This is a genomic window from Paraglaciecola sp. 2405UD69-4 (genome assembly GCF_047525415.1).
Classification (GTDB): Bacteria; Pseudomonadota; Gammaproteobacteria; order Enterobacterales; family Alteromonadaceae; genus Paraglaciecola.
On sequence record NZ_JBLIXM010000001.1, the window covers coordinates 1,274,731 to 1,296,794 of the forward strand.

Sequence of the window (22,064 nt, forward strand, 5' to 3'; positions counted from 1 at the left end):
GTCAAATTCATTATTAGCTTTGCTAAAGGGTATTATGTGAATATGACAGTTTAGTGCCAAAACAATGGCGGTTTTGTGACAAGTAACATTGACTACGCCCGGTGGATCTTAATGGGCGTAGTCTAGGTGAGTGTTAATCCAAAGCTTCTCGAAGTCGATTTTTAAGTTCAACTTGTTCGGCATGGGTCAGTGGTTGGTCATGCTCGTTAGTAATAATAAACAAATCCTCAGCTCTCTCGCCAATGGTAGTGATTTTAGCTTGGTGCAGCTTATACTTTAAGGCAATAAATTGCTCTGTAATAGTGGCCAAAAGGCCTGGTGCGTCTAAAGCTTCAAGCTCAACAATTGAAGTATTTGTTTTGCTGGTATAAAAACGAACTTTAGTGGGAACGTCTAGCTGCTTCATTTGGCGAGACATTTTTCTTTTATTAGTATGCTGTACGCCGGGTTTATTGAGCTGTTCTTCAACGGCTTCTTTTAAGCTCTTAAGTCTGGATGGGGAGGTTATCCTATCTCCATTATGCTCTTGAATAATGAAACTATCGAATATGTACCCATCATGAGTGCGCATGATTTGTGCGTCACGTATTGAGCAGTTTCTACTGTCTAAAACAGAAGCAATTTGTGCAAACATTCTGGCGCGGTCTTTGCCGTAAACGATAAGTTCTGCACCGGCTTTAGACGTCCCTTCACTGGTGCCTACCAATAAAAAGTCGTCAGTCATAGGATGTGACGCTAAAATAACATTTGCATGCCAAGCTATTTGTTCTGGTTTGAATCGAGCAAAATAGTCATCACTCAGCCTATGCCAAAATTGCGAAATTTGGGTGTTATTCATTCCATTGGCCAACAAAGACTCTCGGGCTATGGTTTGGTGTTCGTTTATTCTATCTTGCAGAGCAACCTTACATTCAAGACCATTATCCAAAGCTTTTTGAGTAAGCAAATAAAGCTCTCTCAGTAAAGATGCTTTCCAATCATTCCAAAGGTTGTCATTGGTAGCTCTGATATCAGCTAGGGTTAACACATATAAATGGTTTAAGTTATTGTGAGTACGCACTGCTTGTGCAAATTCATTAATGACTTCAGGGTCGTATATGTCTCTTCTTTGGGCTATCACAGACATAAGTAAATGACTTTCTACTAACCAGCGAATTAGCTCGGTATCTTTGTCTTTTAAGCCGTGGTGCTCACAAAACTTTTTCACATCTACAGCGCCTAACTTGGAATGGTCACCATTACGACCTTTACCTATGTCGTGAAAAATAGCTGCGATAAAGAGCAAATCAGGTTTACTGAGGCTTTTCATTATATTGCCACACCGTGGAAATTCCTTGTTCTCTGGTGAGCTGTAATGATGAATGTTCTTAACTAGTCTGTGGGTATGCTCATCCACTGTATAAGCGTGAAAGAGGTCAAACTGCATCATTCCTACTATGTGGTCCCACTCTGGGATATAAGCTTGTAAAATACCGTGCTTATGCATGATATCCCATCCAAGACCAAAGAAATTTGGATGCCTAACCAACTCTAAAAATAGTGTTCTGCAAGACTCTATTTCAACATAGTATTGGTTACTGAAGGTCCGCCTTGCTTGTCTTAGTTGTTGTAAGCAGCTTGAGTGAAGTCCTTTGACTTCTGGAGTGCTGGCAACAAGTAGCAAAAACTTAAGAATATCCTCGGGTGATGCAAATACATTTTCATGCTTCGGAGCAATTAAGCCATCGAGCAGCTCATAGTCTTGGTTAACGTCAACACCTTGCTTAACTTTCAGTGCCAAAACGTCTTGTCCAAATCTTTGCAGCAACATATCGTTTAGCTCTCTGATACGTCTGACAGTCCTAAAAAATGACTTCATCATGCGTTCAACAGAGGCTTTACCATCATTTCCAAACCCTAAACGAGTGGCTACGTCAGTTTGGTAGTCAAATAGTAAGCGGTTTTCACTACGCCCAGCAACTAGGTGTAGAGCGAAACGTATGCGCCATAGGGTTTCACGACATTCTATTAATTCAGAGAACTCTTCAGGCGTAAAATAGCCGTGCCTGACTAACTCTTTGCCGTCTATTGCGTTAAAGTGTTTTTTAGCCACCCAACCTATTGATTGAATATCTCTTAGGCAGCCTGGGCTTTCTTTTACATTTGGTTCTAAATTATAAGATGTGTCTTTGAACTTAGCGTGGCGCAGCTTCTGCTCTTGATACTTGGCCAAGAAAAAGTCTTTGCTACTCCAGTAACCCCTACTTTGAAGTTTTTGTTGTAGCGCTAAAAAGTTATCTTCGCTACCCGTTAATAAACGGGCTTCCACTAAGTTGGTTGCAATGGTGACATCTTGTTTAGCTTGTTGGATGGTTTCTTTGATAGTGCGAACAGATTGACCTATATCCAGACCTATATCCCATAAAAATGTAATAAATGTGCCAATTTGCTCTTGTTGTTCTTTTGATAGCGCTTTTTTACTAAGTATCAGCAGATCGATATCAGAATAAGGTTGTAACTGCCCCCGTCCATAGCCTCCAACCGCCACTAAACTTATGTGTTTTTGTGCAGATAATCCCATTAGCTCCCAAATTTGACCTAGCAGAGCATCGATAAAAGTGGCTCTTCCTAAAATTAGGTCGTCGATATTTGCGGTACTAAGGTCAGTTTTTGTCAGCCAATCATAGCTCTTAGTTATTAATCCTTTGCAGGCTGCAAAATTATCAATGTTATTGATTGATTTAACTTCGTTTAATAAATTTTGTAGCGACAATGTCTACCCCTTGCAAAGGATTATTTTCAAATGATTAATGTACGAGATACAAACTAATGATTAATGATGCGATCTATATTCTCATCATCACGAAGTGTTAGTATTTCCACGCCATTTTCTGTGACGAGTAAAGTATGCTCCCATTGGGCACTTAAACTTCGGTCTTTGGTCACTACTGTCCACTGATCAGGAAGGATTTTAGAATAGCGCTTACCGGCATTTACCATAGGTTCGATAGTGAAACACATACCGGCCTCTAAGGTTTCTCCAGTATTAGGCTTACCATAATGAACCACTTGTGGATCTTCATGGAAATTAGCTCCAATACCATGGCCGCAATATTCTCGAACAATTGAATAGTTATGGCTTTCAGCATGCTGTTGAATAGCGTGACCAATATCACCCAATCGGGCGCCTGGTTTCACCATTTTAATGCCTATGTACAGTGCCTCTTGAGTTACCCTAATTAACCGTTCAGTGAGTATTGATGGTTTACCAACTACAAACATCTTAGATGTATCACCGTGGTAGCCGTCTTTGATAACAGTGACATCTATGTTTACAGAATCTCCATCTTTCAGCTTCTTGTCTGCTGGAATACCATGACAAATAACGTGGTTGACTGAGGTGCATATAGATTTAGGAAAAGGTGGCTGCCCGTAATTTAGTGGAGCAGGGATACATTTTTGTTCATTAACTATATAGTCATGACAAATTTGATTTAATTCGTTGGTAGTAACGCCTTTTTTGACGTACGGCCCAATCATTTGTAGTACGTCAGCAGCAAGACGACCTGCTACTCGCATTTTTTCAATTTCTTCAGCGGTTTTAATGGTACCTGACAAAACGAATATCCTAGTTCATTCATTTATTAATGGAGGCTATTGTAACTTTTTGGAGAGATTCTCGCTAGGGTCTAATTTTAGGGAATTGGTGCATAAATCGTGGATTTTTAGACTAAAACTTGAATCCTCAAAATACTCATGTTATAAAGCGCACCGCTGAAATTAATGGGGACATTATAGTCTTCAAATTATCGCGAAGTAGCTAGGTTTTCTAGCATTAATAACACACATACATCGACACATATTTCGGGGTGTCTTTCTAGGGTAAACCTAAGAGGATCGAAATCTGGGATGTATGGAGGCCTAACCCCATATTGAGGAATCTATATAATGGCAAATGTATCTATGCGCGACATGCTTCAAGCAGGCGTACACTTCGGACACCAGACTCGTTACTGGAACCCAAAAATGAAACCTTTCATCTTTGGTGCACGTAATAAAGTTCATATTATCAACCTAGAAAAAACAGTTCCTTTGTTTAACGAAGCACTTAACTTCGTTGGTGGCGTTGCTGCTAAGAAAGGAAAAATTCTTTTCGTTGGTACTAAACGTGCTGCAAGTGATGCAGTTAAAGAAGCTGCTGATAAGTGTGACCAATTTTATGTTAACAAACGCTGGTTAGGCGGTATGTTAACTAACTGGAAAACAGTTCGTCAGTCTATCAAACGTTTAAAAGATCTTGAGCAACAAAGCCAAGACGGAACGTTCGACAAGTTGACTAAAAAAGAAGTATTAATGCTTCAGCGTGAAATGACTAAGCTTGAAACAAGTCTTGGTGGAATTAAAAACATGGGCGGTTTGCCTGACGTTTTATTCGTAGTTGACGCTGACCACGAGCATATCGCTATCACTGAAGCTGGTAACCTTGGTATTCCAGTAGTATCTATTGTTGATACTAACTCAAACCCAGACGGTGTTGATTATATCGTACCTGGTAACGATGATGCGATCCGTGCTGTACAACTTTATTTGAATGCTGCAGCTGATGCTGTAATCGAAGGTCGTGAGCAAACTGTTGAAGCGCAAGCTGAAAAAGGTGAGTTCGTAGAAGCGGCTGAGTAATTAGCTGACAAAATGAAGCACTTAGGCAATATCTTATTATTGCCACATTAAATTAAACAAACGGGGGCCAACGCCCCTGTTTTCATAGATGTTTAAAGTTAAATTATATTGCTGAGGAAACAAAAATGGCAGTTACTGCAGCCCTAGTTAAAGAATTGCGTGAGCGTACAGCCGCTGGCATGCTTGATTGTAAAAAAGCATTGGTTGAGACTAATGGTGATATCGAGCTAGCAATCGAAAACATGCGTAAAAATGGTCAAGCTAAAGCCGCTAAAAAAGCAGGTCGTATTGCTGCTGAAGGTGTTATTTTGACTAAAGTTGCTCCTGGCGTTGCAACTATGATCGAATTAAACAGTGAAACTGATTTTGTTGCTCGTGATGACGGTTTTATTGCATTTGGTCAAAAACTAATTGACGTTGCTTCTGCAAATAAAATTAGTGATATGGACACATTAAATGATGCAGAAATCGATGGCGTTAAAGTAAGCGAAGCTCGTGATACTTTAGTTGCTAAAATCGGTGAAAACATCAGTCCTCGTCGTGTTATTACGGTTGAAGGTGATAACCTTGGTGCATACGTTCACGGTGCACGTATAGGTGTAATTGCTATCCTACAAGGTGGTGATGAAGAATTGGCTAAAGATATTGCAATGCATGTTGCTGCATCTAACCCACAATTCGTAAAACCTGAAGACGTTGCTGACGAAGTTGTTGCTAAAGAGAAAGAAATTCAACTAGATATCGCCATGAAATCAGGAAAGCCTGCTGAAATCGCAGAAAAAATGGTTCTTGGTCGCATGAAGAAATTCACAGGCGAAATCAGCTTAACTGGTCAACCTTTCGTTAAAGATCCTTCAACTTCAGTTGGTGATTTACTTAAGTCAAAAGGTGCGGATGTTATCAACTTCGTACGTTTTGAAGTAGGTGAAGGTATCGAGAAGAAAGAAGAAGACTTCGCTGCAGAAGTTGCTGCACAAATGGCAGCAGCTAAAAAGTAAACAGCTAAACTTCAAATCAATTTTAATTCATGCTGAAACATGCATTTTAAAGTTGTTTGGGTATAATACTGGCACCTCACTTTGAGGTGCTTTTTTATATGTACTAAGAAGGGTGAGCAACCCTAGAGATCTCTGTCTTTTCATATTAAGGAAATACCACCTATGAGTAACGTACCTAAATCTACTTATCGCAGAATATTATTAAAGTTGAGTGGTGAAGCCCTTATGGGGGACGAAGGCTTTGGTATCGACCCCAAAGTGTTAGAGCGTATGGCGCTTGAAATCAAAGAGATTGTGGAGTTAGGTATTGAAGTCGGTTTGGTTATTGGTGGCGGTAACTTATTCCGCGGTGAAGGCCTAGCCAAAGCAGGAATGAATAGAGTTGTTGGTGACCATATGGGGATGTTAGCAACGGTTATGAACGGATTAGCCATGCGTGATGCTTTGCACCGTTCTTCTGTCAATGCTCGTTTGATGTCTGCATTTCCGTTAAATGGTGTCTGTGATTCATATAACTGGGCAGAAGCAATCAGCTTGTTGAAATCTGGCCGCGTTGTCATTTTCTCTGCAGGTACAGGTAATCCATTTTTTACAACAGATTCTGCTGCTTGTCTTCGTGGCATCGAAATCGATGCTGACGCAGTACTAAAAGGGACTAAAGTTGACGGCGTTTACGATTCTGATCCCGCAACTAACCCAGATGCAAAACTCTATAAAACTTTGTCATATGATGAAGTGTTAGATAAAGAACTTAAAGTAATGGATTTAGCTGCCTTTACTTTAGCAAGAGACCATAACGTACCTATTCGAGTGTTTAATATGAATACTCCTGGCTGTCTAAAGTCTGTCGTTATGGGTGAAGATGTAGGCACAGTGATCTGCCACTCTTAAGATAAAAGCAATAATAGGAATATTACCGTGATTGATGAAATTAATGATGATGCGCGTCAGCGTATGGAAAAAAGTATTGTCGCTTTAAAAGGGCAGCTAAGTAAAATTAGAACTGGACGGGCGCACCCTAGTTTACTAGACAGTATTATGGTGCCTTATTATGGCGCTCCCACTCCTTTAAAACAGCTTGCCAATATAGTTGCAGAAGATGCTCGTACCCTAGCACTAACTGTATTTGACCAAAGTGCGGCTCAAGCAGTAGAAAAAGCAATCATGCAGTCTGATTTAGGACTAAATCCGATGAGTGCTGGTGCTGTCATGCGAATTCCTATGCCTGCATTAACTGAAGAGCGTCGTAAAGATCTTATTCGCGTGGTTCGGGGTGAAGCTGAGCAAGGTAAAGTAGCAATCCGTAATATTCGCCGTGATGCTAATGGTGATATTAAAGAGCTACTTAAAGAAAAAGAAATTGGTGAAGATGATTGCCGTCGTGGTGAAGAATCTATTCAAAAGTTAACAGATGTGTATGTTAAACAAGTTGATGAGATTTTGTTGGCTAAAGAAAAAGACCTAATGGAAGTATAACTGGGCTTTTTCTATTTCATGAATACATCTAATTTACCAAACTCAAATATTACGCCCCAACATGTTGCCATCATAATGGATGGCAACGGCCGCTGGGCTAAAAATAAAGGGAAAATCCGTACCTTTGGTCATAAGGCTGGAGTGAAAGCGGTAAGGGCTTCGGTTTCTTATTCCCTTAAAAATGGCGTAAAGTTTCTAACTTTGTTCGCTTTTAGTAGTGAAAACTGGAGCCGACCAGAGGAAGAGGTTGGTGTGCTAATGGAACTATTTAAAATGGTTCTAGGTAGCGAAGTTAAAAAGTTACATAAGAATAATGTTAGATTGCGGGTAATTGGCGACACAAGCCGTTTTGATACCAAGTTAGTTGAAAAAATTCGTGAGGCAGAAAGGTTAACAGCTCAAAATGATGCTTTAACCTTAAACATTGCAGCGAATTATGGAGGCCGCTGGGATGTTGTCAATGCAAGCAAAAATCTAATAAAGAGTGTTCAGGCTGGTGAGCTTAATTTGGATGATATTGATGAAAATGTTTTTAATCAATATACAAGTACCTGTGATATTCCTGAAGTTGATCTATTGATCCGTACTGGCGGTGAGCAACGCATTAGTAATTTTTTATTATGGCAGATTGCTTACGCTGAATTATATTTTTCCGAAGAATTCTGGCCCGATTTTAATGAGGAAACTTTCCAATCTGCTGTAAATACGTTCAATGAACGTCAAAGACGCTTTGGTAAAACTGGCGAGCAGATTAGTGAATGACAAGTCTTTTAAGAGTAAGGCTTAAGGTGGAAAAGTGTTAAAACAACGAATTATCACAGCGCTTATTTTAGCGCCCTTAGCATTATTTGCTATTTTATTTTTACCCCTGTTTAGTTTTCAACTAGTTATTGCCGCAATTATAGGTTTAGGTGCTTGGGAGTGGTCGAGCATGTCAGGCATAACTAGAACTTATACAAAATATGCTTATGCCATATTGGTTGCGGGTGTATGTGTTGCTCTATCCATACTTTTGCCAACAGATTTGATTTGGTATCAAGGGCAGCTTAATACTCTATATATTTATATTCTAGGGGTAGCTGCAATTTGGTGGGCGATATCTTTTGGCATGATATTGGGGTACCCGAAGTTTAGCTCTATTTGGTATTGCAGTAAGGTATTAAGAGGGATTTTTGGGTTTTTTACACTTATCCCCACTTGGGTAGCGGTTGTTTCGTTACGAACCAGTTTATATGACGTTGACCCTTATTATGGTGCTTCTTTGATTTTCTATGTACTTGGAATTGTCTGGGCGGCTGACATAGGCGCATTTTTTGTGGGCGTAAAATTCGGAAAACATAAATTACGTCCCAGAGTGTCGCCAGGTAAAACCTACGAAGGCTTAATGGGGGGGATTTTTGCTTCTTCTGCCATCATTACTTTTGCCGCCTTACATTATCAAGTCGACCCTTCTCGTATATGGTTGCACGTTGTGATTGGCGCTTTAACCGTTGGTGTTTCTGCCTTAGGTGATCTGAATGAGAGTATGTTTAAACGCTGTGCAGGGATAAAAGACAGCGGGACCTTGTTACCAGGTCACGGGGGGATTATGGATAGAATAGATAGCCTAACTGCAGCCTTTCCTATTTTTGCTTTTTGTTATGTCATGTGGATGGCGTAATGGCGGGTGATATCCAACAAGTTACCATACTAGGTGCTACTGGCTCTATTGGTAAAAGTACGATTGATGTATTACTAAGACATCCTGAGTCTTTTAATGTATTTGCATTAACTGCAAATAGCAATCTTGAGCTCCTGCTAGAGCAAGCACTATTGTGCAACCCTAAATATGTAGTAGTAAGCGACCTAAGTTTATTCGCAAAAGCCCAAGAGCTATTTTCTCAACGTTCATTAAACTGTGAAGTCTTAGCTGGCACTGATGCCCTTGAGCAAGTGGCAAGTGACTCAGAGGTCGATGTGGTCATGGCGGCTATTGTCGGTGCTGCAGGTTTGCTGCCTACCTTAGCAGCAGTGAAAGCAGGCAAAAAGGTTTTATTAGCCAATAAAGAAGCACTTGTTATGTCTGGTGACTTGTTTATTCAAAGTGCGAATAAACATAATGCTCAACTACTTCCTATTGATAGTGAGCACAATGCGATTTTTCAGTGTTTACCTGCAGATTTCACTTATGGTGATTTACAAGGTTCTGGTATTAGCAATATTTTGTTGACTGGTTCGGGTGGCCCTTTTTTATCTATGCCGTTAGAAGAGCTGCCAAAGGTGCGTCCAGAGCAAGCTTGTGCTCACCCTAATTGGAGTATGGGACGTAAAATATCTGTTGATTCGGCTACTATGATGAACAAAGGTTTAGAGTTCATTGAAGCTCGCTGGTTATTTGGCTTGCAATCAGATGACATTCAGGTCGTGTTGCATCCTCAAAGCATTATTCATTCTATGGTGCAATATATAGACGGCTCCGTCATTGCTCAAATGGGAAATCCAGACATGCGAACTCCCATTGCCCATGCATTAGCTTACCCTAAACGTGTCGAATCTGGTGTGTCAGCCCTAGATTTTAAGCAGCTTGCTGATTTTAGTTTTACTGAGCCAAGTAAAGAACGTTATCCAAACTTAGATCTAGCTATCCAAGCCAGTAATGCTGGGCAATACGCTACCACTAGTCTTAATGCTGCGAATGAAGTTGTAGTTGAGACGTTTTTACAAGGCAAGATTAACTTTACGCAAATAGCGGAAGTTAATAGTGAGTGTTTACAACAAATACCGTCCCATGCTTTAAATAGCATCGAAGATGTAATTGCCTGCGATAAAAATGCTAGGCAAATAGCCTCTGATATCATAAAAAACAAAAGTGTTACCCATATGGTAGGAGCTAATTAAATGTTAAGTTTTCTATGGACAGTTGCAAGTTTTGTTATTGCTTTAGGTATCCTAGTGGCAGTTCATGAATGGGGACATTTTTGGGTTGCTAGACGTTGTGGGGTTAAAGTTGAAAGGTTTTCTATAGGGTTTGGTAAAGCTCTTTGGAAAAGAAAAGATAAGTTAGGAACCGAATATGTAATTGCCGCTATTCCTCTTGGTGGCTACGTTAAAATGTTGGATGAAAGAGTAGATGTAGTTGCTCAGAAAGATTTACCCTACGCATTTAATCAACAGCACGTGTTGAAACGTATCGCTATAGTAGCGGCAGGCCCAGTGGTTAACTTTTTGTTTGCTATATTGGCTCTATTTATCATGTACCTAATTGGGTTAGAAACGGTAAAACCAGTGGTAGGTGATATCCAGCCAGAGAGTATATTTAGTCAGAGCGAAATACCTAAAAATGCTATTATTACGCAAATTGGCGATAGGAAGGTTGCCGATTGGGAAGATGTGAATTATGAACTTATTTCACATATAGGCAAAGATGCCATGCAGCTTAAATGGACAGAAGCTGGCCAAGTGTCTGAGCGCTCAGCTGTCGTTAGCATTCAAGATTGGGTTTTTGATCCAGATAAGGCGTCTCCTATAGCGAGTTTAGGCTTGACTCCTTTTCGCCCAAAAGTGTCAAATATCATAGGTTATGTCCTGCCTGATTCCGCTGCAGATAATATTGGGTTGCGTCCAAATGATAAAATTCTGCGTTTAGATGGAACTACTATGGATAATTGGGAACAAATAGTGGGATACGTATCATCTAGAGCAAATCAATTTGTGAAGGTTGATGTATTAAGAGAAGGTCAAAATGTAAGACTTGAGGGCACTATAGGCCAGCAAGACGAGCAAGGAATAAGCAAAGGTTACATGGGGGTTACTCCAACTTTTGAAGCTTGGCCTGATGGTATGTTGTTTACACATCAATATGGCGTAGTCGACGCTACAAAAAAAGCCATGGATAAAACCTGGCGTATGATGACGCTCAGTGTTGAAATGCTTGGTAAACTACTCACTGGTGATGTATCAGTGAAGAACCTAAGTGGGCCTATCGCGATAGCGCAAGGTGCGGGAATGAGCGCCAGCTCTGGTCTGGTATACTTTTTAGGGTTTTTAGCGCTAATTAGTGTGAATTTAGGCATAATTAATCTTTTGCCTTTGCCGGTTCTAGATGGTGGGCATTTGTTGTATTTCGTTATCGAACTCTTTAGTGGTCGTCCCGTCCCTGAGTCTGTACAAGAAATAGGGTTTAAAGTTGGTGGCGTGTTGCTACTGCTATTAATGAGCATCGCAATTTTTAATGATATTGCGCGTTTATAATTTTTATCGGTCTGTTAGACCAAGCACGCTTTATTGTTGTGCTTTTAGGAAGAATACTAATAAATGAAGTTTATACAGTTAGTTGTTGCCGGATTAATATTATCCATTACTAGCGTTGCAAAAGCTGCCTCTGGTAGTGAATTTGTAGTCGAAGACATTAAAATAGAAGGTTTACAACGTGTTGCATTAGGTGCCGCACTAACCTATTTGCCCATAAATGTGGGTGATGAAATGAATAGCTTTAGGGTATCCCAGCTCATTCGTTCTATGTATTCTTCAACCCATTTCGAAAACATAGAAATTTTACGAGATGGTAATACGCTTATTGTGAGGGTTAAAGAGCGCCCAACTATCAGCAGTATTGTATTTGAAGACAATGACGATATTAAAGATGAGCAACTACAAGAAAGTTTGAATGATGCCAATATTCTTATTGGTGAGCCACTCGATAAAACCGTATTAACTTCTATCGAAAATGGCTTGAAAGACTTTTTCTACAGTATCGGTAAATATAATGCCAATGTAACGGCTATTATCACGCCACTTCCTAGAAACCGAGTAGATTTGAAACTCTTGTTTGAAGAAGGCGATTCAGCAAAAATTCAACAGATAAACGTAGTGGGTAATGAAACATTTACCGATAAAGAATTACTTGATCCTATTGAGCTAAAATTTGATGCTCCTTGGTGGGACTTTTTATCTGAAACACGTTATCAGAAGCAAACTTTAACTGGTGATATGGAAACTATTACTAGTTACTATAAGGACCGCGGTTATATTCGTTTTAACATAGATTCTACCCAAGTCACCATGACGCCAGACAAAACAGGGATTTATGTGACCCTAAATGTCGATGAGGGTGAACAATATACTATTTCTGATATTGAGCTTATTGGTGACGTTTTAGGTCACGAAGACTACATAAATGCTGTATTGCCTCTTAAAAAAGGTGAAATGTATAATCAAGCAGAAGTCACCTACACAGAAGAATTCATCAGTAAATACTTAGGCCGATTTGGGTATGCATATCCAACAGTCACAACTATTCCCGATATTAACGATGAAGATAAAACAGTAAAACTGGTTTTATCCGTTGACCCTGGCAAACGCATCTATGTACGTCGAATTAATTTTGCAGGAAATACCAGTACCGCAGACGAAGTGTTACGCCAATCAGTATCTCAAATGGAAGGTTCTTGGTTATCTAATGCAACCTTAGAGCAATCTAAAAATGCATTATCACGTTTAACCTACATGGAAACCGTTGATTTCGAGACTGTACGTTTACCGGGTGAAGAAGACAAAGTTGACGTTAACTTTTCGGTAAAAGAGCAGCCATCAGGCGCCTTCAATGCAGGTATCGGTTATGGTGACCGTACTAAATTAAGTTTGAATGCCGGCATTCAGCAAGATAACTTTTTAGGTACAGGTAAACGTATTGCTTTTAACGTGAGCACAGTTTCGTATCAAAAAAGCGTTCAACTTTCTTATACTGACCCTTTCTTCACAGTTGACGGTATAAGTTTAGGGGGTTCTGTTTCTTACAGTGAGTTTGACGGTAGTTCAGCTAACTTAATTCAATACAACAGTAAGCAGTATTCTTTGGGTGCTAATATTGGTTATCCAATTAACCAGTTTAACCGTATTAATTTTGGATTAACCTACAGTAATGTTGAACTTTTCCAACGACAAGCCTACGAGCAAACCACTCGTTTTAATAACCAGTTCGTTGATGAAGAAAATCCAGACTCAGCAATTAACTACGATAGCTTCTTAGCTTCTGTCGCTTGGTCTCGCTCAACGTTAAACCGAGGCGTGTTCCCAACTGCTGGGTCTTCACAAAGAGCATCTTTTGGTATTACTACACCTAACTCGGACGTAAACTACTTTAAGACAGAAATTGACGGTAAGTGGTATTTCCCACTTTCCCGTAACCAGCGTTGGTCTTTCTTAGCAAGATTAAAAGCAGGTTATGGTAACGGTTACGGTGATGCCGGTGGCATAGACCAAATTTTACCCTTTACCCAACACTTTACAGCTGGTGGGGCAGATAGCTTACGTGGCTTTGAAAACAATACAGTTGGGCCCCGTGGTGTACAGTTAACGCCAACAACTGCTGCTGTAGATCCTAATGGTAATGCGATATTAGGTGATTCTACAAGTGATACTGTTACTATATCGTCACGTTCATTAGGTGGTAATGCTATGTTTTTAGGTGGCATTGAATTAATCGTTCCTACACCTTTTGTTGAGGTGGATTTTGATAACTCAGTGCGTACCAGTTTATTTGTTGATGTTGGTAACGTCTGGGATACTGAGTTCGATTATGACTCTTACAGAGACCTTACGCTAAACACCCAATTTAATGATGATCCATTATTAGATTATAGTGACCCATTCCTTTATAGAGCTTCTAGCGGGATCTCTGTACAATGGTTATCACCAATGGGGCCAATGGTATTTAGTTTCTCCAAAGCCATAAAATCACGTGATGGCGATGACTCTAAATTCTTTACCTTTAACATCGGTCAAACATTTTAATTTTATGATTGCGTAGACAATCACTATGAAATAGGAGTTTCTTTTGAAAAAATTTACTAAAAGTTTAGTAGCAAGTGCTTTGTTCGCAACCGCTGTAACAAGCTCAGCTGCATTTGCAGAACAAAAAATTGGTGCAGTTAATGTTCAAGGTATTTTTCAAAACATGCCGCAAGCTGCAAATATTCAAGAAGCTATTGCTGTTGAGTTTAAAGATAAAACAGAAGAAGTAAGTCGCTTAGAAAAAGACATTAAATACTATCTTGAGAAAAACCAACGTGATGCGGCCACTATGAGCGCAAAAGAAAAGAAAGAGCTTGAAGAAAAAATCGTAGGGCTTCGCAATGAATATGCAAGTAAAGCTCAACCGCTTCAGCAAGAAATTCAACAACGTCTGCAAGAAGAGCAAAATAAATTGCTTGGTTTAATTAAGCAAGGTGTTGATGCTGTAGCTGCAAAAGAAAAATATGACGTTATTTTGAATGCAAACTCAGTTGCTTTTATTAATCCTGACCACGACATATCTAAACTAGTATTAGAACAAGTCAGTAAAGTTAACTAAGCAACTTAGTTAACTTTTTTATATTTAATAAGCGGGAGGCATTTTGAGTCATTCGGTTAGTTTAATTGAGTTAGCCAATCATATAGGTGCCGAATTGCACCTAGCGAATAGCGATACTCAAAATACTCCAATTACCGGCCTGTCAACATTGGCTAGTGCTGGTAATGGTCAGATTTCATTTCTATCAAATAGCAAGTATCGTAGCCAGCTTCAGGATTCGATGGCTCAAGCTATTATTTTACATCCTGATGAACTCTCTCATTGTTCACGTTCAGCTTTAGTCATGAAAAACCCATATATTGGGTTTGCAAAAGCTGCACAGTTGTTAGATACCACGCCAGATGCGGCCCATGAGATATCTCCTCATGCGGTTATCGCTGCTGACGTTGTATTGGGTGACAATGTTAAAGTAGCAGCAAATTCCGTTATAGAAACTGGGGTTGAACTAGGCGACAACGTTCAAATTGGCCCCGGATGCTTTATTGGTAAAAATGCTAAATTAGGTGCTAACACTAAATTATGGGCTAACGTCAGCATTTATCACAATGTGGTACTAGGTTCAGATTGTTTGGTTCAAGCCAATACTGTCATTGGCAGTGATGGGTTTGGTTATGCTAATGAAAATGGTAAATGGATCAAAATCCCTCAATTAGGTTCTGTGGTAATAGGTAATCGAGTTGAAATCGGTGCAAGTACTACAATTGATCGTGGCGCCATAGACAACACAATTTTGGCTGATGGCGTTATTATTGATAATCAATGTCAGATTGCCCATAACGTAGAGATTGGCGAAAACACTGCCATGGCTGGTTGTTCTGTAATTGCAGGCAGCACAGTGGTTGGAAAAAATTGCAGCATTGCTGGATTAGTAGGGATAAATGGCCACATAGAGATATGTGACGGCGTTGTTTTTACTGGCATGAGTATGGTGACAAAAAGTATTACAGAACCAGGTGTATATTCTTCGGGTATACCTGCTGCTGTAAATAAAGAGTGGCGTAAAAATATGGTCGCCCTTAGAAATATTGCCTCTCTAAACCAGCGTGTTAAAACCTTAGAAAAATCCCAGCAAGGCAGTTAGAATACTGCTCATTTACCAGTTTAGGAGTATACCCTTTGGATAATAGTTTAAACACTCTTGAAATAGAAGATATCATGGAGTTATTACCCCACAGATATCCATTTTTATTAGTAGACAGAGTGACTAACTATACTATCAATGAATCTATTGATGCGTATAAAAACATTACCTTTAATGAGCCATGCTTTACAGGACATTTTCCTGGTAAGCCTATTTTTCCAGGCGTTATGATCTTAGAAGCTTTGGCTCAAGTGGCCGGTGTTCTAGGATTCAAAACCCAAGGTAATACAGATGACCTATACTTATATGCCGGTGTTGATAAAGCTCGCTTTAAAACACCTGTAGTACCTGGCGATCGTTTAGACATGCACGTAGATCTAATTAAAGAACGTCGTGGTATTTGGAAGTTTCATGGTGTTGCTAGTGTAAATGGTGTCGATGCATGTGAAGCTGAATTTATGTGTGCAATGAGGAAAATGTAACACGTGATCCATTCAACAGCCGTTATTCACCCAAGTGTCAAAATTGGCAAGAATGTCAGTATTGGGCCTTTCTGTTTTATTGATGAGAATGTCACCATAGGTGACAACACCAAACTTGAGTCTCATGTAGTGGTGAAAGGCAAAACCACTATAGGTAAAGGCAACCACATTTATCAGTTCGCATCGATAGGTGAAGATTGCCAAGATAAAAAATACGCCGGTGAATTAACAGAACTTATTATTGGTGACAATAACGTTATTCGTGAGTCTGTAACTATTCATCGTGGAACGGTACAAGATAATAGCGTTACCACAATAGGCTCTAATAACTTATTAATGTGCTACGTACATGTTGCCCATGATTGTTCAATTGGTAGCAATAGCATTTTGGCGACTAGCGCAATTTTAGCCGGTCATGTACATATTGGTGATTGGGTGATTATGGGTGGAGCCACAGCTTGTCACCAGTTTTGCCGAATCGGCGACCATAGCTTTGTTGGTGGTGGAGCAATTGTGTTAGCAGATATCCCTCCATTTGTGATGCTAGGAAACGACAGCACTCCAAGGACTATAAACGCCGAAGGGCTTAAACGTAGAGGCTTTGATAGTAAAACTATTATGCAAATTAAGCGTGCTTATAAAATTCTGTATCGTCAAGGTCACAGGGCTGAAGAAGCTGTTAAGTTGTTACTTGAAATGCCCGGTGATTTACCAGAAATTAAACTCATGGCAGACTTCGTGGCAAATTCTTCACGAGGTATTGCGCGCTAAATCATGGGCGACAACATACTTAGGGTAGGGATAGTCGCGGGTGAAGCGTCCGGAGATATACTCGCTGCTGGCCTAATAAAAGAACTAAAACAACGCTATCCAAATGCTATATTTGAAGGTATAGCTGGGCCAAAAATGTTGGCCCAAGGCTGCCACTCATTGTTCGAAATGGAAGAGTTGTCGGTAATGGGGTTAATAGAAGTATTACCTAAGCTCAGACGTCTACTTTACATACGCAAATCCGTTTTACAGCACTTTTTAAATAACCCTCCCGATGTATTTATTGGTGTTGATGCTCCAGATTTTAATTTAGCCTTAGAAGGTAAGTTAAAAGCACACAAGATAAAAACTGTGCATTATGTTAGCCCAACTGTTTGGGCCTGGCGCGAGAAACGAATCTTCAAAATTGCTAAAGCTACAAACCTAGTCTTGAGTATTTTTCCATTTGAGAAACAAGTCTACGATAAACACAATATCCCTTGTGAATTTGTGGGCCATACCATGGCAGACGACATAGATATCACCCCAGATATTGCCAAGGCAAGAAAGTCGTTAAACATACAAGATACTCAGACTGTTTTAGCTGTTTTACCCGGTAGCCGTAAACGAGAAGTAGACACACTTTTAGATATATTTATCAAGGCTGCGTTGTTGTTAAAGCCAAGCCTTGAAAACTTCAAAGTGGTTATTCCCGTTGTAAATAGACAACGTAAAGCCCAAGTTGATGATTATATTCGGCAAAACTTACCCGACTTGGATATTCAAATTGTAATTGGTCACGCAAGAGACGTAATGATTGCCTCAAATGCAGTTTTGTTAGCCTCTGGCACCGCAACACTAGAGGCAATGCTGTGTAAGAAAAATATGGTTGCTGCCTATAAGCTAAGTGAGTTGACTTATCAGATGATGAAGTGGCTCTACAAAGCCAAGTATTTTACTTTGCCTAATGTATTGGCAAACGAAAAGTTAATTCCAGAACTATTACAAGATGACGTAAACCCGCAAACAATTGCGAATTTACTGTTACCTATGTTGAAAGATAAAGACTCTGAAGCGCAAAAGGCGTTGCTAAAGAAGTTTGAAAGCTTACATAAGTCATTGAGTAAAGGGGCTGATAAGCAAGCAGCCCTAGCGGTATCGCAACTAATAGAGGCAAAATAATGAGCCGTTTGATAGCAGGTGTTGATGAAGTAGGGCGCGGCCCTTTAGTAGGCGACGTGGTCACCGCAGCGGTAATACTCGACCCTAACCAACCCATATCTGGATTAACAGATTCAAAAAAATTATCAGAAAAAAAACGTCAAACATTGGCTCTAGAAATTAAGCAAAAAGCTTTGGCTTGGTCTATTGGCCGCGCTAGCCCAAGAGAAATTGATGAGTTAAATATTTTACATGCCACTATGTTAGCTATGACGCGAGCGGTTGATGGCCTTACCATACAGCCGGAGCATGTCATGGTTGATGGAAATCGCTGCCCACAGTGGCGTTACTCAAGTGAGGCAGTGGTAAAAGGTGATGGCCTGATAGCAGAAATATCAGCAGCTTCGATTATCGCTAAAGTCACCCGTGATCAAGAAATGTTAGAGCTAGACGCTAAACACCCAGAGTACGGGTTTGCAAAACATAAAGGTTATCCAACAGCTTTTCATCTGGCTAAGTTACAAGAATTGGGGCCTTTACCAGAATATAGAATGAGTTTTAAGCCAGTAGAGCGGGCTCTCATAGTACGACTTAGCTAAGTAGCAGGCACATAAATGACAGAACATCTCCCATCAGCTCCACCAAGCTTTGTACATTTAAGGGTACATAGCGACTTTTCTATGGTCGACGGGTTAAATAAAATTAAGCCGATTATGGGACGAGTCAAAGACTTGAACATGCCTGCGGTGGCAATAACCGATCAAATGAATATGTGTGGCTTGGTGAAGTTTTACAGTCAAGCACATGGTAATGGTATCAAGCCAATCATAGGGACTGATTTTTGGGTTCAAAGTGATGAAATGGAAGGAAGAATTTTTCGTTTAACCTTATTGGCAATGGATAACCAAGGTTACAAGAACATTACCTTACTTATTTCTAAAGCTTATTTACGTGGCAGCCTTCAAGACAAACCTGTAATAGAAAAAAACTGGCTAGCTGAGCACAATCAAGGTGTGTTAATTATTTCTGGAGGAAGGTCAGGAGACTTAGGTATTGCCTTAACCAAAGGCAACCATAAAGTCGCTTTGGCAGTTACTCAGTTTTATCAAGAACACTTTGCAGACCGTTATTATATTGAATTAACACGTACCGCGCGATTAGGTGAAGAAGACTATATACACCGCGCTGTTGAGTGGGCCACTGATCACGAACTACCAGTGGTGGCAACGAATGAAGTGTGCTTTATTGACAAAGAAGGCTTTGAAGCGCACGAAATACGCGTAGCCATACGAGATGGCTATACCTTAGCTGACCCTCGTAGGCCAAAAGAATACAGCGAACAACAGTACTTACGCTCGCCACAAGAAATGGCAGAGCTGTTTTCAGACATTCCAGAAGCCTTACATAACACAGTAGAAATTGCTAAGCGGTGTAACGTTACCGTGCAATTAGGAACTTACTTTTTGCCTGACTTCCCAACCGAAGGCATGGATATTAAGGATTATTTGGTCAAGGTATCTAAAGAAGGGTTAGAGAGACGATTAGCGTTTTTATTTCCTGATGAACAGGAGCGTCAGGAAAAGCGTCCAGAGTATGACGAAAGGTTAGACATCGAACTGGGCGTGATTAACCAAATGGGATTCCCAGGTTACTTTTTGATCGTAATGGAATTTATTCAATGGAGTAAAGATAACAATATTCCAGTGGGACCTGGTCGAGGCTCAGGTGCCGGATCTTTAGTTGCTTATGCATTGGATATTACCGACTTAGATCCACTTGAATACGATTTGCTATTCGAGCGATTCTTGAACCCAGAGCGGGTTTCTATGCCTGACTTTGATGTCGATTTTTGCATGGACAGACGTGATGAGGTTATTGACCACGTTGCGGAAATGTACGGACGTGATGCGGTATCACAGATTATTACCTTCGGAACTATGGCCGCAAAAGCAGTAGTAAGAGATGTTGGTAGGGTGTTAGGGCACCCATATGGTTTTGTTGATCGTCTTTCAAAGCTAATCCCTCCTACTCCGGGTATGACTCTTGAAAAAGCATTTGTAGAAGAGCCTAGGTTACAAGAAGCATATGATGAAGACGAAGAAGTCAAAGAACTCATCGATATGTGCCGTATTCTTGAAGGTGTGACTCGAAATGCAGGTAAACACGCCGGTGGTGTGGTTATTGCCCCCACAGTTATTACCGACTTTGCCCCCCTTTATTGTGATGACGAAGGTAAAAACCCCGTTACCCAGTTTGATAAAAATGACGTAGAAACAGCAGGATTGGTGAAGTTTGACTTCCTTGGTTTACGTACCTTGACCATTATCCAATGGGCAATAGATATGATTAAGCTAGGGAAAAATATCGATGTAAATATCGCATCCATTCCTTTAGATGATCCTCGCTCATTTAAGATATTGCAAAACGCCGAAACCACGGCTGTATTCCAATTAGAATCCCGAGGAATGAAGGAGCTTATCAAGCGCCTCAAGCCGGATTCATTTGAAGATATTATTGCACTTGTAGCCTTATTTAGACCCGGTCCTTTGCAGTCGGGCATGGTAGATAACTTCATTGACCGTAAACATGGCCGTGAGGAAGTCTCATATCCAGATGCTGAATATCAACATGAGTGCTTGACGGAAATTCTGCAACCCACATACGGCATTATCCTGTATCAAGAACAAGTTATGCAGATAGCGCAAGTTATGTCGGGCTATAGCTTAGGTGGCGCCGATTTATTACGCCGAGCTATGGGTAAAAAGAAAGCCGAAGAGATGGAAAAGCAAAGGGGAGCGTTTGAAGACGGAGCTGAAGCAAACGGTATTGATCCTAACCTAGCTGGTAAAATTTTTGACTTGGTTGAAAAGTTTGCGGGTTACGGATTCAACAAATCTCACTCTGCAGCTTACGCTTTGGTTTCTTATCAAACTCTGTGGCTTAAAACCCATTATCCCGCCGAGTTTATGGCAGCAGTTATGTCTGCCGATATGGATAACTCAGATAAAATAGTGACCTTGGTGGATGAATGCGACCGCATGGGATTAACCATATTACCTCCTGATGTAAATGCAGGTAGTCATAAATTTACAGTAGACAGTGAAGGGCGCATTGTATACGGCATTGGTGCTGTAAAAGGTGTAGGTGAGGGGCCAATCGAAGCCATTATTGAAGCAAGAGAACAACAAGGCAAATTTAGCGACTTGTTCGACTTTTGCGCCAAAATTGATATTAAGCGTATCAATAAGCGTATTTTAGAAAAATTAGTATTGGCAGGCGCATTAGATAATTTAGGTCCGCACCGAGCGTCATTAATGGCATCATTGCCTGATGCATTAGCAGCCGCTGGGCAGCACGCTAAAGATCTCACGTCTGGTCAATCAGATATGTTTGGATTACTTACCACTGAGCCAGAACAAGTACAGCAGGCCTTTGCTAATGTTCCAGAATGGCCAGAAAAAGTCTGGCTTGAGGGAGAGAAAAACACCTTAGGTTTATATTTAACGGGTCATCCCATTAATCAATATGTCAATGAAATCAAGCATTATGCACCCACTCGCTTAGTTGACTTAAAACCTACCTTTAAAGACCAAACTGCTTATGCTGTTGGTTTAGTATTAGGGGTCAGAGTGATGACAAACAAACGAGGCAAGCGCTGGGCGTTAGTGACCTTAGATGATAAAAGTGCCCGAATTGATGTTAGGTTTTTCCCCGATATGCTGGAACAATACGAAGAATTGCTGCAAACGGATAAAATATTGGTCATAACTGGACAGGTCAGCTTTGATGAATTCTCAGGTGGCAATACAATGTCGGCCCGCGATGCTATGGACTTAGTGCAAGCACGGGAGAAAAATGCAAAATGTTTGCAATTACAAATGCAATCAAGCTGGTGCAATGCTTCAACCGTGGGTAAACTACAAACAATATTTCAGCCATATCAGGGCGGAAGTTGCCCAGTTCAGGTACATTATGTACATCCGGATGCAAAAGCAGACTTAACTTTGGGCGCTCAGTGGTACGTTACGCCACAAGATGAGTTAATATATGACCTACAACAGTTGTTAGGTAAGCCGCAGGTTAATTTAGAATTTCATTAATGTAGTCAGTAAGCTATAAATGAAATG

The 22,064-nt window shown here is 40.4% G+C and carries 18 protein-coding genes; 16 read left to right on the forward strand and 2 right to left on the reverse strand.

What is annotated here, in order from left to right; genetic code table 11:
- Nucleotides 1-133 precede the first annotated feature (133 nt).
- Both glnD and map read right to left on the reverse strand, forming a co-directional pair.
- The gene (gene glnD / locus ACMUMK_RS05655) at nt 134-2,752 is read right to left on the reverse strand and encodes a [protein-PII] uridylyltransferase (protein ID WP_414700144.1); all 2,619 of its coding nucleotides are present in this window, start codon (nt 2,750-2,752) and stop codon (nt 134-136) included.
- Between the two features lie 53 nt (nt 2,753-2,805).
- Nucleotides 2,806-3,597 (reverse strand): type I methionyl aminopeptidase, encoded by a 792-nt coding sequence (gene map / locus ACMUMK_RS05660; RefSeq protein ID WP_414700145.1) that lies wholly within the window; start codon nt 3,595-3,597, stop codon nt 2,806-2,808.
- Nucleotides 3,598-3,927: 330 nt separating this feature from the next.
- Between map and rpsB the strand changes: the two genes are divergently transcribed.
- The 16 genes from rpsB to dnaE all read left to right on the forward strand — a co-directional run bounded on the left by rpsB (nt 3,928) and on the right by dnaE (nt 22,037).
- Nucleotides 3,928-4,659 (forward strand): 30S ribosomal protein S2, encoded by a 732-nt coding sequence (gene rpsB, locus ACMUMK_RS05665; RefSeq protein ID WP_414700146.1) that lies wholly within the window; start codon nt 3,928-3,930, stop codon nt 4,657-4,659.
- A gap of 125 nt (nt 4,660-4,784) precedes the next feature.
- Nucleotides 4,785-5,657, forward strand: coding sequence for a translation elongation factor Ts (gene tsf, locus ACMUMK_RS05670; protein WP_414700147.1), 873 nt, complete (start codon nt 4,785-4,787; stop codon nt 5,655-5,657).
- A gap of 162 nt (nt 5,658-5,819) precedes the next feature.
- Nucleotides 5,820-6,548, forward strand: coding sequence for a UMP kinase (gene pyrH, locus ACMUMK_RS05675; RefSeq protein WP_414700148.1), 729 nt, complete (start codon nt 5,820-5,822; stop codon nt 6,546-6,548).
- Between the two features lie 27 nt (nt 6,549-6,575).
- On the forward strand, nt 6,576-7,133 hold the full coding sequence (frr, locus tag ACMUMK_RS05680; protein ID WP_414700149.1) for a ribosome recycling factor: 558 nt from the start codon (nt 6,576-6,578) through the stop codon (nt 7,131-7,133).
- 18 nt (nt 7,134-7,151) lie between these two features.
- On the forward strand, nt 7,152-7,895 hold the full coding sequence (gene uppS / locus ACMUMK_RS05685; RefSeq protein WP_414700150.1) for a polyprenyl diphosphate synthase: 744 nt from the start codon (nt 7,152-7,154) through the stop codon (nt 7,893-7,895).
- 34 nt (nt 7,896-7,929) lie between these two features.
- The gene (locus ACMUMK_RS05690; protein WP_414700151.1) at nt 7,930-8,793 is read left to right on the forward strand and encodes a phosphatidate cytidylyltransferase; all 864 of its coding nucleotides are present in this window, start codon (nt 7,930-7,932) and stop codon (nt 8,791-8,793) included.
- 11 nt (nt 8,794-8,804) lie between these two features.
- Nucleotides 8,805-10,010 (forward strand): 1-deoxy-D-xylulose-5-phosphate reductoisomerase, encoded by a 1,206-nt coding sequence (ispC, locus tag ACMUMK_RS05695; protein WP_414700331.1) that lies wholly within the window; start codon nt 8,805-8,807, stop codon nt 10,008-10,010.
- Nucleotides 10,011-11,363: a sigma E protease regulator RseP gene (rseP, locus tag ACMUMK_RS05700; protein WP_414700152.1), complete on the forward strand. Its 1,353-nt coding sequence runs from the start codon at nt 10,011-10,013 to the stop codon at nt 11,361-11,363.
- Between the two features lie 63 nt (nt 11,364-11,426).
- Entirely contained in the window at nt 11,427-13,904 is a 2,478-nt protein-coding gene (bamA, locus tag ACMUMK_RS05705) for an outer membrane protein assembly factor BamA (RefSeq protein WP_414700153.1), read from the forward strand.
- A 43-nt stretch (nt 13,905-13,947) separates the two neighbouring features.
- Nucleotides 13,948-14,463: an OmpH family outer membrane protein gene (locus tag ACMUMK_RS05710; protein ID WP_414700154.1), complete on the forward strand. Its 516-nt coding sequence runs from the start codon at nt 13,948-13,950 to the stop codon at nt 14,461-14,463.
- Nucleotides 14,464-14,506: 43 nt separating this feature from the next.
- Nucleotides 14,507-15,544, forward strand: a complete 1,038-nt coding sequence (lpxD, locus tag ACMUMK_RS05715; protein ID WP_414700155.1) for a UDP-3-O-(3-hydroxymyristoyl)glucosamine N-acyltransferase — start codon at nt 14,507-14,509, stop codon at nt 15,542-15,544.
- Nucleotides 15,545-15,579: 35 nt separating this feature from the next.
- The gene (fabZ, locus tag ACMUMK_RS05720; RefSeq protein WP_414700156.1) at nt 15,580-16,026 is read left to right on the forward strand and encodes a 3-hydroxyacyl-ACP dehydratase FabZ; all 447 of its coding nucleotides are present in this window, start codon (nt 15,580-15,582) and stop codon (nt 16,024-16,026) included.
- A 3-nt stretch (nt 16,027-16,029) separates the two neighbouring features.
- Nucleotides 16,030-16,797, forward strand: coding sequence for an acyl-ACP--UDP-N-acetylglucosamine O-acyltransferase (gene lpxA / locus ACMUMK_RS05725; protein WP_414700157.1), 768 nt, complete (start codon nt 16,030-16,032; stop codon nt 16,795-16,797).
- A gap of 3 nt (nt 16,798-16,800) precedes the next feature.
- Entirely contained in the window at nt 16,801-17,958 is a 1,158-nt protein-coding gene (lpxB, locus tag ACMUMK_RS05730) for a lipid-A-disaccharide synthase (RefSeq protein WP_414700158.1), read from the forward strand.
- Nucleotides 17,958-18,536: a ribonuclease HII gene (rnhB, locus tag ACMUMK_RS05735; RefSeq protein ID WP_414700159.1), complete on the forward strand. Its 579-nt coding sequence runs from the start codon at nt 17,958-17,960 to the stop codon at nt 18,534-18,536. The genes lpxB and rnhB overlap by 1 nt, the downstream gene beginning before the upstream one ends.
- A gap of 81 nt (nt 18,537-18,617) precedes the next feature.
- On the forward strand, nt 18,618-22,037 hold the full coding sequence (gene dnaE, locus ACMUMK_RS05740; RefSeq protein ID WP_414700332.1) for a DNA polymerase III subunit alpha: 3,420 nt from the start codon (nt 18,618-18,620) through the stop codon (nt 22,035-22,037).
- Nucleotides 22,038-22,064 lie beyond the last annotated feature (27 nt).

Bases quoted from the DNA above. Each gene is read 5' to 3' on its own strand.
- rpsB (WP_414700146.1), top strand. From the start codon at position 3,928: ATGGCAAATGTATCTATGCGCGACATGCTTCAAGCAGGCGTACACTTC.
- tsf (WP_414700147.1), top strand. From the start codon at position 4,785: ATGGCAGTTACTGCAGCCCTAGTTAAAGAATTGCGTGAGCGTACAGCC.
- pyrH (WP_414700148.1), top strand. From the start codon at position 5,820: ATGAGTAACGTACCTAAATCTACTTATCGCAGAATATTATTAAAGTTG.
- uppS (WP_414700150.1), top strand. From the start codon at position 7,152: ATGAATACATCTAATTTACCAAACTCAAATATTACGCCCCAACATGTT.
- rseP (WP_414700152.1), top strand. From the start codon at position 10,011: ATGTTAAGTTTTCTATGGACAGTTGCAAGTTTTGTTATTGCTTTAGGT.
- bamA (WP_414700153.1), top strand. From the start codon at position 11,427: ATGAAGTTTATACAGTTAGTTGTTGCCGGATTAATATTATCCATTACT.
- lpxB (WP_414700158.1), top strand. From the start codon at position 16,801: ATGGGCGACAACATACTTAGGGTAGGGATAGTCGCGGGTGAAGCGTCC.
- rnhB (WP_414700159.1), top strand. From the start codon at position 17,958: ATGAGCCGTTTGATAGCAGGTGTTGATGAAGTAGGGCGCGGCCCTTTA.
- dnaE (WP_414700332.1), top strand. From the start codon at position 18,618: ATGGTCGACGGGTTAAATAAAATTAAGCCGATTATGGGACGAGTCAAA.